Raw genomic sequence first — 17,092 nt, 5'->3', positions numbered from 1 at the left:
GTACGCTGGCTGACCACGTCCGACGACTTACGGAGAACCGATCGTGCTCGTGCTGCTGCCGCCCTCCGAAGGCAAGGCATCCTCCGGTCGCGGCGCCCCGCTGAAGCCGGAATCGCTGTCGCTGCCCGGACTCGCCGGGGCCCAGCAGGCCGTCATCGACGAACTCGTCGAGCTGTGCGTCGCCGACGAGGAGAAGGCGCGCGAGGTACTGGGCCTGAGCGAGGGGCTGCGCGGCGAGATCGCGCTCAACGCGGTGCTGCGCACGGCGGGCACCCGCCCGGCCGGTGAGATCTACACGGGCGTCCTCTACGACGCTCTGGGGCTGTCCTCGCTCGATCCGGCGGCGAAGCGGCGCGCGACCCGGTCGCTCCTCGTCTTCTCGGGGCTGTGGGGCGCGGTCCGCGTGAACGACCGTATTCCGCCGTACCGCTGCTCGATGGGGGTGAAGCTGCCGGGGCTCGGGGCGCTCGGCGCGTACTGGCGGCCGGTCCTGGCCGGCGTCCTGCCCGACGCGGTGGGCCGGGGGCTCGTCCTGGACCTGCGGTCGTCGGCGTACGCGGCGGCCTGGCGCCCCACGGGTGAGGTCGCCTCGCGGACGGCGACCGTCCGGGTGCTGCACGCGCAGAGGGTGAACGGTGTCGAGAAGCGGTCCGTCGTCAGCCACTTCAACAAGGCGACGAAGGGCCGGATCGTCCGCAGTCTGCTCACGGCGGGCGCGGAGCCCAGGAATCCGGCGGCGCTGGTGGAGGCGTTGCGGGATCTCGGGTACGTGGTGGAGGCGGCGGCGCCGGAGCGGGCGGGGCGGCCCTGGGAACTGGATGTCGTGGTGACGGAGATTCACTGAGCACCCCCGAAGGGTGTCGTGTGGTTGCACCCTATGCAACGCCCTTTGCGCAGGGTGCCACTCGCGCGGCAGGATGACGCCATGACTCCCCCGCCCCTGCCTTCGCCCCCGTCTCCGTCGCCCTCGGTCCTCGCTCTCGCGCCGGTGCTCCCGGTCGTCGTCGTGGAGGACGTCGCGGACGCCGTGCCGCTGGCGCGGGCGCTGGTCGCGGGCGGGCTGCCGGCGATCGAGGTGACGCTGCGGACGCCCGCCGCACTGGAGGCGATCCGCGCCATCGCGGACGCGGTCCCGGATGCGGTGGTCGGCGCGGGGACCGTCATCACGCCCGAGCAGGTCGCCGCATCGGTGGCGGCCGGGGCCCGGTTCCTGGTCAGCCCGGGGTGGACCGAGCGGCTGCTCGCCGCGATGAAGGCGTCCGGAGTGCCGTTCCTGCCGGGCGTCTCGACGGCGTCGGAGGTCGTGGCGCTGCTGGAGCACGGGGTGTCCGAGATGAAGTTCTTCCCGGCCGAGGCGGCGGGCGGCACCGCGTATCTGAAGTCCCTCGCGGGGCCGCTGCCCGGCGCCCGGTTCTGCCCGACCGGCGGGATCACACCCGCGTCGGCGCCCGCGTATCTGGCGCTGCGGAACGTCGGGTGCGTGGGCGGTTCGTGGATGCTGCCCGCCGACGCCGTCGCGGCCGGGGACTGGGAGCGGGTGGCGTCCCTGGCGCGCGAGGCGGCGGCGCTGCGCTGACGCGCGGCCGGTTCAGCGCAGGTGGCCCGTGTCGTTGAGGAGCCGGACGCTCGGGTTCCCGTCGCCGTAGTACGCGACGACCGACACGGACGCCGACGAGAGTTCCATCCGGAACACGGACTCCGGCGGGGCGCCGAGCGCGAGCCGTACCAGCGTCTTGATCGGCGTGACGTGCGTGACGACGAGGACCGTGCGGCCCGCGTACGCGGCGACGAGCTTGTCGCGGGCCGCGGTGACCCGGTGCGTGACCTCGTCGAAGCTCTCGCCGCCGCCCGTGGGGCGGACGTCGGTGGAGGCGAGCCACGCGGTCAGGTCGTCCGGGTGGCGCTCCTGGACCTCGGCGAAGGTCAGGCCCTCCCAGGCGCCGAAGTCCGTTTCGCGCAGGCCGTCCTCGATGGTCACGTCGAGGCCGAGGCGGTCCGCGACGGTCCGCGCGGTCTCCATGCAGCGGATGAGCGGGGACGAGACGACGGCCTGGATGGTGCCGCGCGCCGCGAGTGAGGCGGCGGCCCGTTCGGCCTGGGCGCGACCGGCCGCGGTGAGCGCCGGGTCGCTGCCGCCGCTGCCGGAGAACCGCTTCTCGGGGGTCAGCGGGGTCTCGCCGTGCCGCAGCAGGACGAAGGTCGCCGGGGTGCCGAGGTCGGCCCCGCCCCAGCCGACGGAGGGCGCCTGCGCCAGATTGCGCGCCGCGCGGAGGTCGGCGGCGGCCTTGCGCCCGGCGGGCTGCCGTTGCTCCGTCGCTCCGCGACGGGAAGGACTGCTCGCCAGGGCCGCCCTCGCCTTCGCGGCGCCGGCCGCCGCGTCGCCGGGCGCTCCCGTGTCCAGATCCGCCGTCGACTTCGAAGGAGACCACTGCTCGCCCCGCTTGCCCGCGTCCATCGCCTCGTTGGCCAGGCGGTCCGCGTGCTTGTTCTTCTCGCGGGGGATCCACTCGTAGGTGACCCGGCCCGGCGGGTAGACCGACGCGGCCTCGGCGGCGAGGGGCTTCATGTCCGGGTGCTTGATCTTCCAGCGGCCCGACATCTGCTCCACGACGAGCTTGGAATCCATACGGACATGGACCGGCACCGACGGGTCGAGGGCGTGGGCCGCGCGGAGACCGGCGACGAGACCCCGGTACTCGGCGACGTTGTTCGTGGCGATCCCGATGTACTCGGCGGCCTCCGCCAGGGTCTCCCCCGTGGCCCCGTCGATCACGACGGAACCGTAGCCCGCGGGCCCCGGGTTGCCCCGGGATCCGCCGTCGGCCTCGACCACGAACTCCCGTGCAGCGCTCACCTGGACAACCCCTACAGGCCGGACTCGGACGTGCGGACCAGGATGCGGCGGCAGTTCTCGCAGCGCAGCACCGTGTCCGGCGCGGCGGCCCGCACCTCGTTCACCTCGGTGATGTTCAGCTCCAGACGGCAGCCCTCGCAGCGCCGCTGGTACAGCTTGGCCGCGCCGACGCCGCCCTGCTGCGCGCGGAGCTTGTCGTAAAGCTTGAGGAGGTCGGCCGGGATGGTGCCCGAGATGACCTCGCGCTCCTTGGTGGCGGTGGCGGCCTCGCCGTCCAGCTCCTCGAAGGAGGCGTCGCGGCGGGCGGTCGCGTCGTCGATCTTCGCCTGCACCGAGGAGACCCGGCCCGTCAGTTCGGTGACGCGCTCCTGCGCGGACTCACGGCGCTCCATGACCTCCAGGACGATGTCCTCCAGGTCGCCCTGGCGCTTGGCGAGCGAGGCGATCTCGCGCTGGAGGTTCTCCAGGTCCTTCGGCGAGGTGATGGCGCCGGAGTCGAGCCGCTGCTGGTCGCGGGCGGCGCGCTGGCGCACCTGGTCGACGTCCTGCTCGGCCTTGGTCTGCTCGCGGGAGCAGTCGCTCTCCTCGGTCTGCGCCGCGACGAGCAGGTCACGGAGCTGGGTGAGGTCCTTGGTCAGCGACTCGATCTCGGCGTGCTCGAGCAGCGACTTCCGCTTGTGCGCGAGCTGTTGCAGCCTGGCGTCGAGTGCCTGGACGTCGAGAAGGCGGAGCTGGTCGGCGGGCGCGGCGTTCAGTTGGGGGCTCCCTGGTTCGAGGGGTAGCGGGCGAAGGGTCCGGCGGGGTGGGTGGACGCCGCGTGGGCGGTCCAGGGGTCGGTGACCGTCGCGGAGACATGCGTACGCAGTCCCCATCCGTTCCGGTCGGAGATCTGGTCGAGCTGGGCGGCGGCCAGCTCGCACCAGGGCCACTCGGTGGCCCAGTGGGCCGCGTCGAGCAGCGCCGGTGTGCCCTGGCCGTGGGGCTGGCGGGCCTCGGACGCCGGGTGGTGGCGCAGGTCCGCGGTGAGGAAGGCGTCGACGCCGGCGGCGCGTACGTCGTCGAAGAGGCTGTCGCCCGAGCCGCCGCTGACGGCGACCGTACGGACGGGGGCGTCGGGGTCGCCCGCGACGCGGATGCCCTGCGCGGTGGCGGGCAGCCGCTCGGCGGCGCGCGCGGCGAGTTCGCCGACGGTCAGCGGACCGTCCACCTCGCAGACCCGGCCGAGGCCCCGCCGCCCTTCGGGGTCGGTCGGGTCCGGGACCAGCGGCCGGACGACCCGCAGGTCCAGGGCGCCGGCGAGGGCGTCCGAGACACCGGGGTCGGCGCGGTCGGCGTTGGTGTGGGCGACGTGCAGGGCGATGTCGTTCCTGATCAGGGTGTGCACGACCCGGCCCTTGAAGTGCGAGGCCGCGACGGTCGTCGTACCGCGCAGATAGAGCGGGTGGTGCGTGACGAGGAGGTCGGCGCCCAGTTTCACGGCCTCGTCGGCGATGTCCTGGACCGGGTCGACCGCGAACAGGACCCGTCCGACCTCACTGTCAGGATCCCCGCAGACGGTCCCGACCGCGTCCCAGCTTTCGGCCCGCTCGGGGGGCCAGAGAGCGTCGAGCGCGGCAATGACTTCAGAGAGACGGGGCACGGATGAAAGGCTACCCGCAGTTCGTACCCCTTCGAACGGTCCCGTCCGTCCCTCCCGATCCCGGGGGTTACGAGGCCAGGAAGCCCTTCAGGTCGTCCAGGACCTTGTCCGCCGCCGTGACGCCGAGGCCGAGGTACCAGGTCTCGTCCGGGACGTCCTTGGCCTGGCCGTTCTTGACGGCGCCGAGCTTCTTCCAGAGGGGGTTGTCCTCGGCCTTGGCGCGGTCCGTCTTCTTGGCGTCGCCGTAGACGCCGGTGAAGACCCAGTCGGCGTCGGCGTCGTCGATCTTCTCCGGCGAGATCTCCGTCGCGAGATCGTTGATCTGCTGGTTCTTGGGCCGGGGCACGCCGACGTCGTCGAGGATCGTGCCGATGAAGGACGCCTTGGCGTAGAGGCGGATCATGCCCGGCATGTAACGGAGCATGGTCACGGTCGGCTTGTTGTCCCCGAGTTCATCGCCGAGCGCCTTCGCCTTCTTCTCGTACGCGGCGAGCTTCGCGTCGGCCTCGGCGGAGCGGTCGAGCGCGGCGGCGTTGAGGCGGTAGTTCTCCTTCCAGGTGAAGCCGGGGCGGATGGAGAACACGGTGGGGGCGATCTTCGAGAGCTGGGGGTAGAGCTGGGCGGCGCGCAGTTCGCTGCCGAGGATCAGATCCGGCTGGAGGTTCGCGATGGCCTCCAGATTGAGGGAGTTGATCGTGCCGACGTTCTTCGGCGACCCGGCGTCCTTCTTCAGATAGGACGGCAGTGCCGTGTCCCCCTCGGTGGGCGCGTAGCCGACGGGCTTGACGCCGAGCGAGACGACGTTGTCGAGTTCGCCGACGTCGAGGACGACGACCCGCTGCGGCCTGGCCTTGACCTCGGTGCTGCCCATGGCGTGCTCGACGGTGCGCGGGAACTCGCCCGGCTTGGCGTCGGTGCCCATCTTCGCGGTGTTCTCGGCGGCCTTCGCGAAGTCCTCGCCGCCCTGCGCGACGGACTTGCCGCCGGCCCCCTTGTCCTTGGCCCCGGAGCCGGCGGAGGACGCGTCGTCCCCGGAATCGGAACCGGAACCGCAGGCGGCGAGGGACAGCGCGGCGGCCACGGCGAGGGCGACGGCGGCCGTACCGCGGCGTCGTATGGACATCGAGAACTCCTGAAACGGGCGAGGCGAAACGTGCAAGGCGAAACGTGCGAGTTAGGTCTGCCTAACTTTAGAAGACCGGCTTCCGCGCAGCACAACCGCCCCCGATCAGACCGGCGAATCGGTACATCGCCACCCTTTGGGGTGAAGTGGTGGCCCCCGGTGCCACGCCAGCGCGTACGAAAACTAGCTTCGTCGCCGGAGGTGACCGATCGATGACGGCCTGTGCCATCGAAACCGCGGCGGGAGACAACGAGGACGCCGACCGGTCCGTTGAAGCGGCGGTGGCGGCGGGGTGCGTCATCGCCGCGGACGGGTCCTACGCGGCGCGCCTGACCCGCCCCCGCGACCCGGCGTTCGCCGAAGCCTGGTTCCCGGAGCGCTGGACGCTGGACGGCCCCGAGCCGTACGCCGTACCGCTGCCGGGCGGCCAGCCCGAGGAGGCCGACAGCGACGTGCAGCCGATGGGGGACGGCCGGGTGCTGATCCGGCGGTCCGTCGACGGGCGGCACGCGTTCTCGCTGCTGTATCCGACGGGTGCCGGTACGGGCGAGGTGCCGCTCGGGGCCGTGGAGTGCGGGGAGTTGAGGCTGCTGCCGCCCGCGCCGTGCGGCGACCGCGCGTACGCCCTGGTCCCCGGCGCCACGACGACGGCGCTGTGGCTGGTGGCGGGCGGCGCCTTCGGGCCCGAACTGGTCGCCGAGCTGCCCGGCCGCTGCTCCGGGGGCGCGTGGCTGGACCGGGCCGGGCGGTTGATCGCGCTCGACCGGGAGCTGGAGGGGCGTACGAAGGCGGTGGCGGTCGACATCGAGCGGGGCGGCGAGGTGTCACCGCTGCTCCAGATCGCCGAGGACAGCACGGACCGGCTGCTGCTCGCGGACGCCGACAGCGGGCTGCTGCTGATCCGCTCGGACGCGCCGTCCCCCGGGCACGAACGGCTCGGCTGGGGCGTCCTGGGCTCGACGCTGCCGGTGCGGTTCCCGGAGTCGCTGCGGCCCGCGGACAGCGCGCTCACGCCGTTCGCGATCCAGCCGGGTCAGGTACTGACCCCGGAGAGCTGCGCGGTGGCGCTGCGCGTGGACGGTCCGGCCGGTACCTGCGTGGGCCTGTGGCGCCCCACCGACCGCCAGGTGCAACGGATCGCGGCGCCGGAGGGATGGCTGACGGGGGCTGGGGTGTGGACGCGGGAAGGGGTGCTGCGCCTGCCGTACGCGACGGACGCGGTGCCGTGCGGGGTGGCACGGGTCACCGCGCCCCTGGCTCCCCACGCGAAGTCCCCCGCGGTGGTCCGGGTGGCACGCCCGGTGCCGTTGCAACAGGCCCCGCTGAGGGGGCGGGTGACCGCCGGTTAGAATCTTCCGGCTGTTACGCGAAAGATCTTCAAGACGGGGTGACCTTTTCAATGACCGAAGCACACACGGACGCACCCACCGACCCCACAGACCAGGCGGACCAGCCCCCACACGGCAAACACCGGGGCCAGGTATCCCCCCAGGAAGAGGAAGCCCAGCCCCACGGCCGCCACCGCAAACCACTGGAGGACGGCCAACAGGCCGACTCCTGACAGGGGCGCGGGGAACTGCGCAATCAGGGGCGCGGGGAACTGCGCAAATAGGGGCGCGGGGAACTGCGCGATCAGGGGCCGCAGGCCCCGATCTCAGGGGCGCGGGGAACTGCGCACCCAGCCACGCACGGCCGTCAGCCAAGCACCAACAGCACCACCCCCACCCCCGCCCCCAAAGACGACCTACCCCCGCTTAAGACCAAGCACCTCACTCGCCGCAAAAGTCTCCCCCGCCGAACGCCCCCCGTAATAAGGACTCAGCACCGCGTCCAACTCCTCATACGTAAACACGTCCTTCGCCGTATCGAACTGGGCACAGACCCGCGGCCGTTCCATCACCGCAACCATCCCCCCATGCACGACGAGCAACTGCCCGTTGACCCGCCCGGCGGCCGGCGCCGCCAAATACCCGACGAGCGGAGCGACATGCTCCGGCGCCAGCGGATCGAGATCACCGGCCTCCGGAACCCCGAACCCCGCGAACACGTCCTCGGTCATCCGGGTCCGCGCCCGGGGGCATATCGCGTTGGCGGTGACCCCGTACTTCGTGAGGGCCAGTGCGGTGGACGTCGTCAGACCGACGATGCCGCCCTTGGCCGCCGAGTAGTTGGGCTGCCCCGCCGAACCGGCGAGGAACGCCTCGGACGAGGTGTTGACGATCCGCCCGTACACCGGCGCACCCGCCGCCTTGGACCGCTCGCGCCAGTGCACAGACGCGAAGTGCGTGGTGTTGAAGTGGCCCTTGAGATGGACCCGGATCACCGAGTCCCACTCGTCCTCGCTCATCGAGAAGACCATCCGGTCCCGCAGAATGCCCGCGTTGTTGACGAGGATGTCCAGCTTCCCGAAGGTGTCGGCCGCCAGGGCGACCAGGGCGCGGGCCTGCGCGAAGTCGGCGACGTCGCCCGTGTGGGCGACGGCGGTACCGCCCGCCGCGACGATCTCGGCGACGACGGCGTCCGCGGGGCCCGCCGACGCCGTACCGGAACCGTCACGGCCGGGCTGCCCGTAGTCGTTGACGACGACGGACGCGCCGAGCCGGGCGAGTTCCAGCGCCTCGGCCCGGCCCAGTCCGCGGCCCGCGCCGGTCACGATCGCGGACAGGCCCTCCAGTGGCAGTGACATCGAAGTCCTCTCGGGATCGGTGGTGGTCCGGCGGGCTCAGATCTCGATGCAGGTACGCAGGGCCGTACCCGTCCGCATCTGTTCCAGGGCGTCGTTGATCTCGGCCAGCGGCACCCGGTGCGTGATCAGGTTCTCCAGGTCGATCCGGCCCGACCGCCACAGCGCGATGGCGCGCTCGTACGACCGCAGGACGTCGCCGCCGCCGTACATCGACGGCAGGATCCGCTTCTCGTCGAAGAACAGCTCGAACATGTTGAGCTGGAGGTGGTCGTCCATGGCGCCCGCGCCGACGACGCAGAGGGTGCCGCCGCGCCGGGTGGTCTCGTACGCGGTACGGGCCGTGGCGGACTTGCCGACGACCTCGAAGACGTAGTCGAAGCCCTCGCCCGCGGTGAGGCGCTGTTTGGCGTCGGCGAGCCCGTCGGGCGCCACGGCTTCCGTCGCGCCGAAGCGGAGTGCCGCCTCGCGCCGGGACGCGACGGGGTCGACGGCGACGATCTCGGCGGCGCCCTTGAGCCGGGCGCCCTGGATCGCGGAGATCCCGACGCCGCCGCAGCCGATGACGGCGACCGACGAACCGGCCGCCACGTCGGCGGTGTTGACGGCGGCGCCGAGGCCCGTGGTCACGCCGCAGCCGATGAGCGCGGCGATGTCGAAGGGCACGTCGTCGGGGATCGGTACGGCGCAGCCCGCGTCCACGACGACCTCCTCGGCGAAGGTGCCGGTGCCCGCGAAGCCGAAGACGTCGCCGGAGGGGCGCTTGAAGTTGGGGGTGCCCGCGTTCATGAAGCCGGCCAGGCAGAGCTGGGTCTGGCCGCGCTTGCAGGACGGACACTGGCCGCAGGACGGCAGCCAGCAGAGCAGGACCCGGTCGCCGGGCGCGACCGCCGTGACGCCGTCGCCGACGTCGAGTACCTCGCCGGCACCCTCGTGGCCGGGGACGAACGGCGCGGGCTGCGGCAGTACCCCGTTCATCGCCGAGACGTCGGAGTGGCACAGCCCGGTGGCCCGGACGCGGATCCTCACCTTGCCGGGGCCGAAGCCCACCGCCTCGACGTCGTCGAGGACTTCGAGCTTGTCCTGGCCTGTCTCGTGGAGTACGGCTGCGCGCATGCTGACGAGTCCTCTCGTGTTCAGGTGTGCTCGTGCTCAGGTGTGGGTGACGACGGTGTCGGCGAGGACCGGGGCGTCGTCGCGCTCCACGGCGGAGACCGTCACCTGGATCCGACCAGTGCCCGATTTGTCCGCCCCGGGGGTGTCCGCCCCCGAGGTCCCGCGCCACATCCGCACGCGCAGCGTCTCGCCGGGGAAGACGATGCCGGTGAAGCGGGTGGTGTAGGAGCGGACGCGGGTGACATCGCCGTCGAGCAGCGTGTCGACGACGGCCTTCAGGGTCATTCCGTACGAGCACAGGCCGTGCAGGATCGGCCGGTCGAAGCCCGCGAGCTTCGCGAACTCGGGGTCGGCGTGCAACGGGTTCCAGTCGCCGGAGAGCCGGTACAGCAGTGCCTGGTCCTCGCGGACCGGGCGTTCGACGGTACGGTCCGGCTCCCGCGCGGGCAGCTCCAGGCGGGTCGAGGGGCCGCGGTCGCCGCCCCAGCCGCCCTCGCCGCGTACGAAGATCTGGGAGTCGCTGGTCCACAGCGGCCCTTCGGCGTCGGCGGCCTCCGAGCGCAGGACGAGGATCGCGGCCTTCCCCTTGTCGTAGACGGCGGCGACGCGTGAGGTGGAGACCGCGCGCCCGGCGACGGGGAGAGGGCGGTGCACCTCGACGGTCTGGCCGCCGTGCAGGACGGCGGCGAGGTCGATGTCGACGCCGGGCGCCGAGAGACCGCCGACCACACCCATACCGGCGCCCGCGACGGTCGCGAAGCTCGGCAGCACATGCAGCCGGGACTCCAGGGTGTAGCGGAGTTCGTCGGGGTCGGTGGCGGGGACGCCCGCGCCGAGGCCGAGGTGGTAGAGCTGGACGTCCTTGTGGTCCCAGGCGATCTCGGCCGACCGGGGCTCGGCGGCGACGGCCTGGGCGGCGTCGATGGGCATGGGCCTCCTGCCTTCTGGGGGACGGACTTCCGGGACAAGACCTCGGTGCGGCCGTCCGCACCGTCGGCCGCACCGAGGTCGTCATCGGGCCGGACGGACCATCCGTTCTAGAACGCGTTCCAGTCCGGCGATCCCCATGTATAGCCGAGGCCACCTGAGTTGTGAAGACTGCTGACGCCATGTCAGATTCGGTTCGGCATATGGGTGTTGACTGCCGGGTCGACACACGTACACCCCGCACCCGTGACATTTGTCCTGCCCGATTCCGTACGGGTGCATCTGCCGGGTGGCGGCCCCGGATACGTAGCGTTCCTGGCATGACGAAGACATCGGGAACGGCGGGCACGGAGCCGGCCGTTTCCTTCACGGGGGCGGTCAAGAGGTTCGGCGCGGTGCGCGCCGTCGACGGGATCGGGCTCGACATCGCCCGAGGCGAGACGGTCGCCCTGCTCGGGCGCAACGGCGCGGGCAAGTCCACCACCATCGCCCTGCTCCTCGGGCTCGACGAGCCGGACGAGGGCGCGGTACGGCTCTTCGGCGCGGCGCCCGACGCGGCGCTGCGGGCGGGCCGGGTCGGCGCGATGCTCCAGGAGGGCCGCGCGGTGCCCCGGGTCACCGTCCGCGAGCTGGTCACCTTCGTGGCCCGCCGCTATCCCGACCCGATGCCCGTCGCCGACGCGCTGCGCCTCGCGGGCGTCACCGACCTCGCCGATCGCCGCGTGGACCGGCTGTCGGGCGGCCAGACCCAGCGCGTACGGTTCGCGGTCGCGCTGGCGGGCGACCCCGAGCTGGTGGTCCTGGACGAGCCGACGGCCGCCCTGGACGTCGAGGCGCGGCACGCGTTCTGGGCGTCCATGCGGGCCTACGCGCGGCGCGGGCACACCGTCCTGTTCTCCACGCACTACCTGGAGGAGGCCGACGCGCACGCGGACCGGATCGTCGTCATCGACCACGGCCGGATCGTCGCGGACGGCTCCGGCGAGAGCATCAAGCGGTCCGCGGGCGGCCATCTCGTCGCCTTCGACCTGGCGGGGCGCTCCACCGAGGGGCTGAGCCTGCTGCCCGGTGTCGTGTCCGTGGAGGTACGGGGCGACCGGGCGCGGCTGCGCACCGACGACTCCGACGCGACGGTGGTGGCGCTTGCCGCGATGGGGGCGATCCGGCGCCTTGAGGTGGCGCCCGCGTCGCTGGAGGACGCGTTCCTCGCCCTGACATCGGAGCCGGCCGCCCCGGCAGCCGACATCCCCGCCGACGCCCCCGCCGACGTCCCCCTGAAGGAGTCCGTCCGATGATCGACTATCTGCGTCTCGAAGTGCGCCGGGCTCTGCGCGACACCGGCTTCGTGATCTTCGGGATCGGGATGCCGGTCCTGATGTATCTGCTGTTCACGAATGTCGGCGGCGGCGCGGACGGCGAGTGGAAGACCCTGTCGATGGTGGGCATGGCCGCGTACGGCGCCGTCGGTGCCGCCCTGAACACCGGGACCGGTGTCGCCGAGGACAAGACCGTCGGCTGGCTGCGGCAACTGCGGGTCACCCCGATGGCGCCGCGCACGGTGGTCGTGGGCCGGGCGCTGACCGGCTCGGTCACGGTCGCGCCCGCCGTCGCCTCGGTCCTCCTCGCGGGCGCCCTGGTCAACGGGGTCCGGCTCGCACCCGGCCAGTGGGCCGCGCTCGCGGTGCTGCTGTGGCTCGGCGCGCTGCCCTTCACGCTGCTCGGCCTCGGCAACGGCTACCGGCTGACCGCGCAGACCACGGGCGTGGTGAACATGGTCTGCAACCTCGGTCTGTCCGTCGTCGGCGGCCTGTGGTTCCCGATCGCCCTGTTCCCCGGCTGGCTGCGCGCCCTGTCGGACTGGACGCCCACGTACCGCTTCGCCGAGCTGGGCAGGACGGTGGCGGACGGACGGCTGCCGGGCCCGGCCACGGTCTCCGTCCTGGCCCTCTGGCTGCTGGCCTTCGGCTCGTACGCTGTGGTCTCGTACCGCAGGGCCGCGCGGACGGTGTGACCTGGTATGACCGGCACAACAGGAGTGACGATGGGGAACACGGCCGCGACCACCGGGACCTGTGCGACCGGCGCGGACAAGAGCCGTATCGGCCGGTGGGTCCGCCGCTGCAAGCGGACGCGTGCCGCCGAGGAGATGGGCCCGCCGAACGGCTTCGCGCTGCTGCCCTGGCTCCTCATGGGCATGGGGTCCTTCTCGAACCTGCTCCAGGGCAAGACCGCGAACCCGCTGATCGCAGGGCTCGGCCTGCTCACCTTCAACTCCCTCTACGTGTCCCTGGTGTTCCGCGCCTTCGTCAAGGAGAAGCGCGAGTCACCGGCGACCCGCAACCTACTCCTCGCCCTGGGCGCGGTGACCTGCGCGCTCGCCATCGGATACGGCGGAAGCTGGCTGCTGTTCTTCCCGCTGCTCGGCCTCGCGACGGGCGCGGTCGTCCGGGGCCGCGCGATCGGCCCCGTCGGACTCGGCCTGAGCGGTCTCGCGGGCGTTGTCGCCGGGTTGCGGGACGGCTGGGGCGCGGTCAATGTCGCGTACGGCACCTTCCTGTCCTGCATGGTCACGGCGGCGATCCTCACCCTCTCCGAGACCGTGCGGGAGCTGCGCGAGACCCGGGAGGAGCTGGCGCGGTCCGCCGTCGAGAAGGAACGGCTCCGCTTCTCGCGCGACCTGCACGACCTGCTCGGACACACCCTCTCCGTGATCGTGGTGAAGTCGGAGGCCGCCCGGCGCGTGGCGCCGCGTGACATGGCGGCGGCGCTCGACCAGATCACCGACATCGAGTCCGTCGGCAGGCAGGCCCTCACCGAGATCCGCGAGGCCGTCACCGGCTACCGCGTGGGCAGCCTGGACACCGAACTGGACGGCGCGCGGGGCGCCCTGAGCGCCGCCGGGGTGGAACCCGTCGTACGCCGCTCGGGCCCACCGCTCGCCCCCGGCACCGAGGCCCTGCTCGGCTGGGTGGTCCGCGAGGCCGTCACCAATGTGATCCGGCACAGCGGTGCGAGCCGCTGCGAACTGACCATCGAGAGCGGTACGGAACGGGTCCGGCTGACGGTCGCGGACGACGGGGGCGGGAGCGGAGGCTCAGGGGGCGCGGGTGGCACGGGTGGCTTCGGCGGCATCGGCGGTACCGGGCTGAAGGGCCTCACCGAACGCCTCGCGACGGCGGGCGGCGCCCTCACCGCGGGACCCGCGGCGGGCGGCGGCTTCCTGGTGACGGCGGAGCTGCCGTCGGAGCGGCCCGAACTGACTACGGAACGCGCCGAGTTGACCACAAAATGACCCCCGATCGCCGATCGGGCCCCTACAGTCCCTCTCATGGTGGAGCTATTCCAGGTGCTCGGCGGGATCGCCGGCCTCAGCGGTGTCGCGCTCGGTGTCCTCTTTCTCCTCTACCGGGACTTCGTCCGCACCATCATCCGCGAGAAGATGTTTCGCGCCCTGACATCGGCGCAGGCGACCGCGCTGTTCGGGGCGGTCATCGTGCTCGCGTTCACCATCGCGATCCTCGGGCTCTTCGTGACGCTCGCGGACGGCGAGGGCGCCCAGCGGTTCATGGTGATGGCGGGCATCCTGCTGGCGTTCCTGCTCGCGGTGCTGCTGGTCGCGGTGCGGGTCGTCACGGGTGGCCGCCGGTCACCGGCCGCTGACGAACCGCCCGGCGAACGCGCCCTGACGCAGGTCGCCCGGCATGTCGCCCGCGCCGAACCCGACCGGGCCGAACGGATCCTGGAGGGCTCGGGGGTCGACCGCGAGGCCGAGGAGTTCTGGTACTGGAAGGCACGGATCGCCCTCGCCCGCGGCCATGTCCCGGTCGCCCTGCGCTACACCGACGAAGCCCTGCAACTCGACGCCCGCAATCCGCACGCCATAGCGCTGAAGATCAAGCTCCTGCTGCTCGGCGACGACCCGGCCGACCGTGAACGGGCCGCTGCGCTTGCTTCGGCGAGTGAGGGGGTGGGGGCCGAACTCGACGTGTGGCTCCGCCGGTTGAGGGGGGAGGGCATGTTCGAGCCGGGCGTCCGGACGAACACGGAAATAGACGACCGTTGCCCGCTGCCTTCGCGGCATGGCCTTGAAACGGCGTGAGTGCGCCGGCTTGAGGGTCGGTACGAAGCTGCGGGACGGTGCGTGGCTGGTCGCGCAGTTCCCCGCGCCCCTTGAAGGGCGTCCCTGTCCCTGTGTCCTTCCCGGTTCCCGGAGTGTGTGTCCATGTCCCACGGTCCGTCCAATACCCCGTCCGCCGTGCTCTACGTGGGTCCGCCCGCCGTCGTCGACCTGCCCGAGGCCGCATGGGACGTCCTTGCCGACGAGGCCCGCACGGGGGCGTTCCGGCTCGGTCTGCGGCCGGTGGGGTCCGCCGCGAAGGACCGCGCGGTGGCGGACGCTGCGCTGGCGTCGGCGCCGGACGCCCCCGTCCTCGTACACCTCGGGCGCGACCTGGACCGCTGGTGGGACGAGACGGCGCTGCGGCCCCGGCCGGGTGCGGTGCTGTGGCATCTGCTGAGTCTGGGCAGCGTGTTGTGGGTCTGCGGGGAGGGAACGCGGACACCCCCCGACGGGCGGCCCGTCGCGCGCGGCGGACCCACGTACGCCGTCACGTCCCTGCCCGGCGCCCCTGCCCTGCCGGCGGCCGAGGCGGCGCGCAGAGAGGCGCACTGCCGGGCCTACGCGGGCCGGTACGGCCTGTACTACGTCGGCGAGCTGAGCGACGAGGTCGGCGCATCGCGCACCCACACGTCTCTGACCGTGTCGACCTTTCTGTACGCGCGCCGGGACCGGGTGGGCTCGGCGTTCCTGATCCATCCGGACGCGCTCACCGACGAGTTGGCCCTGTCCCCCGAGGCACCCGACGCGCTGCTCCTCGACTGGCTGCGCGCGGGACGGGTGATCCGGCCGGTCGAGGGCCGCTCCCTGATGCACCATCAGGAGCCCTCTGGCTACGGCCGTGCCATCGCCGTCTCGGGGGATTCACGCGTCTACCAAGCCGGACGCGACCAGGAGTTCTCAAGGCCCGCCGCGCGGGAGGTCGACTGGATGAGCCTGGACACCCGCTCCACCGGCTCCGAGCTGATGAGCAGGCGCATCGCCGCCTCCAAGTCGGGCCGCCTGCGCTCCAGCTCCGGCGCCGGAAGCGACACCCCCCGCCACCCCGCCCGCGACCCGGGCGTCCCCCTCCCCCACGACGGCCTGTTCATCCGCCGTAACAACGCCTTCGGTACGCGCGCCTCGCTCGGGGTGTCCGAACTGGTCGACCACGGCGTGCTGATCGACCAGGAGCAGATCAGGTTCGACGACTTCGTGGCCGCGCGTACCGATCAGGTGCCGGGCCCCGGTGCGGGTGAGGCGGTCGCGGTCAGCCATGGTGTGGCCTCCGTGCGCGGCGGGTCCAAGGCGAAGGAGGCGACGACGCACTTCGTGGAGATCGCACTGCGGGCCGCGCCCGAACCGCCGGACGCCGCCCCGGCGAAGGAGCCGCTGCCGGTGAACTTCGTGTTCGTCGTGGACACGAGTTCGTCCATGCACGGCGAGAAGCTCGACACGGTGAAGTCGGCGCTCCAGGCGATCCACACCCGGCTGCGCCCCGACGACTGCCTCGGCATCGTCACCTTCGACTCGCAGGTCCGCACCGCGCTCAAGGCGACCCGTAAGGCCGACCTGGACGACGCCCAGTTCGCTCGGATCGTCGCGGGGCTGCGGGCGGAAGGGGCGACGGACATCAACCTCGGCGTGCAGTACGGCATCGACGAGATCAGCCGGAACGCGCGCGGCGGCCGTACCGTCAACTGCCTGTACCTGTTCTCGGACGGCGATCCGACCTCCGGTGAGCGGGACTGGATCCGGATCAGGACCAACATCGCGGGACGGACCCGGGCCGGTCTGACGCTGTCGTGCTTCGGGTTCGGCTCCGACGCGCGGATGCCGGAGCTGGCGGCGCTCGCCGGGATCGCGGGCGGCCAGGCGACGTTCGTGACCCGGCCCGAGCAGGTCGGCACGCATCTCCTGGAGGATCTGGGGCGCCGCGACCATCTCGCGGCGATCGACATCCAGGTGAAGATCGACGTGGCGGCGGACGTCGAGGTCTGGCATCTGTACGGGCACGACCTGATCACCGACCCGAAGCAGCGGGCGTCGGTGCGTAGGGCCGCCGCCGCGGCGGGGACGCGGGCGCGGGAGGAGTACGGGACGGCGCCGCTGCCGGATCTGATCGACGAGGAGCGGGGCATCCGGATCTTCGCTCCTGACCTGGCGTTCGAGGAGACGTACTGGGTGGTTCTGGAGGTCAGGGTGCCGGAGGGCGGGGACGCACCGGCGCCGGGGACGGCGGTCGTGCAGTACGTGGACACGGTGGCGCGGGAGGCGCGGCGCCATGAGATCGACCTGTCGTCGGCGGGCGGGCTCTCCCCCGAGACGGTGACGGTCCACGCGGTGGGCCTGCGGACCAGTGAGATCACCTTCCACGCCCTGGACGACCTGTACGAGAACGACCGCGAGTCGGCCACCGATCGGCTGAACCAGCACATCCAGGTCCTTGAGGACGTCCAGGGCGAGGTCGCGGCGCCGGAGTTCCGGGAGGACCAGGTGACCCTGCGCAAGCTCATCTCGCTCGCGGGCACGCTCGGTCAGGTCGTGACGTACTCGGACTCCCCGGGCGGGGGCGGCTCGATGTCGACGGCGGTCCGGGCGATGAACACCTTCGGACGGGTGCGGGGCGGGTTCGACCAGCGCTTCTGACGGGG

The 17,092-nt window shown here is 72.3% G+C and carries 15 protein-coding genes; 8 read left to right on the top strand and 7 right to left on the bottom strand.

Going from position 1 to position 17,092, the window contains the following annotated elements:
* Window positions 1-43 precede the first annotated feature (43 nt).
* Both yaaA and eda read left to right on the top strand, forming a co-directional pair.
* Window positions 44-844, top strand: coding sequence for a peroxide stress protein YaaA (yaaA, locus tag ACIQNU_RS05155; RefSeq protein WP_401361033.1), 801 nt, complete (start codon window positions 44-46; stop codon window positions 842-844).
* Between the two features lie 81 nt (window positions 845-925).
* Window positions 926-1,576, top strand: coding sequence for a bifunctional 4-hydroxy-2-oxoglutarate aldolase/2-dehydro-3-deoxy-phosphogluconate aldolase (gene eda, locus ACIQNU_RS05150; RefSeq protein WP_401361031.1), 651 nt, complete (start codon window positions 926-928; stop codon window positions 1,574-1,576).
* A 12-nt stretch (window positions 1,577-1,588) separates the two neighbouring features.
* Here eda and ACIQNU_RS05145 read toward each other — a convergent pair whose 3' ends face one another.
* The 4 genes from ACIQNU_RS05145 to ACIQNU_RS05130 all read right to left on the bottom strand — a co-directional run bounded on the left by ACIQNU_RS05145 (window position 1,589) and on the right by ACIQNU_RS05130 (window position 5,616).
* The gene (locus ACIQNU_RS05145) at window positions 1,589-2,854 is read right to left on the bottom strand and encodes a bifunctional RNase H/acid phosphatase (protein ID WP_401361029.1); all 1,266 of its coding nucleotides are present in this window, start codon (window positions 2,852-2,854) and stop codon (window positions 1,589-1,591) included.
* Between the two features lie 11 nt (window positions 2,855-2,865).
* On the bottom strand, window positions 2,866-3,609 hold the full coding sequence (locus ACIQNU_RS05140) for a zinc ribbon domain-containing protein (protein ID WP_401362455.1): 744 nt from the start codon (window positions 3,607-3,609) through the stop codon (window positions 2,866-2,868).
* On the bottom strand, window positions 3,606-4,493 hold the full coding sequence (locus tag ACIQNU_RS05135) for a Nif3-like dinuclear metal center hexameric protein (RefSeq protein ID WP_401361027.1): 888 nt from the start codon (window positions 4,491-4,493) through the stop codon (window positions 3,606-3,608). Before ACIQNU_RS05135 ends, ACIQNU_RS05140 begins: the two co-directional genes overlap by 4 nt.
* Window positions 4,494-4,560: 67 nt before the next feature.
* On the bottom strand, window positions 4,561-5,616 hold the full coding sequence (locus tag ACIQNU_RS05130) for an ABC transporter substrate-binding protein (protein WP_401361025.1): 1,056 nt from the start codon (window positions 5,614-5,616) through the stop codon (window positions 4,561-4,563).
* Between the two features lie 212 nt (window positions 5,617-5,828).
* Between ACIQNU_RS05130 and ACIQNU_RS05125 the strand changes: the two genes are divergently transcribed.
* A complete protein-coding gene (locus tag ACIQNU_RS05125; RefSeq protein WP_401361023.1) occupies window positions 5,829-6,965 on the top strand; it encodes a hypothetical protein in 1,137 nt (378 codons plus the stop codon).
* A gap of 395 nt (window positions 6,966-7,360) precedes the next feature.
* Here the strand turns inward: ACIQNU_RS05125 and ACIQNU_RS05120 are convergent, their stop codons facing one another.
* The 3 genes from ACIQNU_RS05120 to ACIQNU_RS05110 are packed head-to-tail and all read right to left on the bottom strand — an operon-like array spanning window position 7,361 to window position 10,345.
* A complete protein-coding gene (locus tag ACIQNU_RS05120; protein WP_401361021.1) occupies window positions 7,361-8,302 on the bottom strand; it encodes a 3-oxoacyl-ACP reductase in 942 nt (313 codons plus the stop codon).
* A 36-nt stretch (window positions 8,303-8,338) separates the two neighbouring features.
* Entirely contained in the window at window positions 8,339-9,415 is a 1,077-nt protein-coding gene (locus ACIQNU_RS05115; protein WP_401361019.1) for a Zn-dependent alcohol dehydrogenase, read from the bottom strand.
* 36 nt (window positions 9,416-9,451) lie between these two features.
* Window positions 9,452-10,345 (bottom strand): MaoC/PaaZ C-terminal domain-containing protein, encoded by an 894-nt coding sequence (locus ACIQNU_RS05110; protein WP_401361017.1) that lies wholly within the window; start codon window positions 10,343-10,345, stop codon window positions 9,452-9,454.
* A gap of 317 nt (window positions 10,346-10,662) precedes the next feature.
* Here ACIQNU_RS05110 and ACIQNU_RS05105 point away from each other — a divergent pair, with 317 nt between their 5' ends.
* From ACIQNU_RS05105 to ACIQNU_RS05085, 5 genes are all read left to right on the top strand, one after another.
* Window positions 10,663-11,637: an ATP-binding cassette domain-containing protein gene (locus ACIQNU_RS05105; RefSeq protein WP_401361015.1), complete on the top strand. Its 975-nt coding sequence runs from the start codon at window positions 10,663-10,665 to the stop codon at window positions 11,635-11,637.
* Entirely contained in the window at window positions 11,634-12,353 is a 720-nt protein-coding gene (locus ACIQNU_RS05100; RefSeq protein WP_401361013.1) for an ABC transporter permease, read from the top strand. The genes ACIQNU_RS05105 and ACIQNU_RS05100 overlap by 4 nt, the downstream gene beginning before the upstream one ends.
* 30 nt (window positions 12,354-12,383) lie before the next feature.
* A complete protein-coding gene (locus tag ACIQNU_RS05095; RefSeq protein ID WP_401361012.1) occupies window positions 12,384-13,634 on the top strand; it encodes a sensor histidine kinase in 1,251 nt (416 codons plus the stop codon).
* A 36-nt stretch (window positions 13,635-13,670) separates the two neighbouring features.
* On the top strand, window positions 13,671-14,441 hold the full coding sequence (locus ACIQNU_RS05090; protein WP_401361010.1) for a hypothetical protein: 771 nt from the start codon (window positions 13,671-13,673) through the stop codon (window positions 14,439-14,441).
* 123 nt (window positions 14,442-14,564) lie between these two features.
* Complete coding sequence (locus ACIQNU_RS05085; protein ID WP_401361008.1) at window positions 14,565-17,087, top strand: VWA domain-containing protein; 2,523 nt, start codon at window positions 14,565-14,567, stop codon at window positions 17,085-17,087.
* Window positions 17,088-17,092 lie beyond the last annotated feature (5 nt).

The organism is Streptomyces sp. NPDC091292 (assembly GCF_044757265.1).
Lineage (GTDB): Bacteria > Actinomycetota > Actinomycetes > Streptomycetales > Streptomycetaceae > Streptomyces.
Note: the sequence above shows the minus strand (reverse complement) of the source record. Positions and strands in the feature narration are given on the sequence as shown.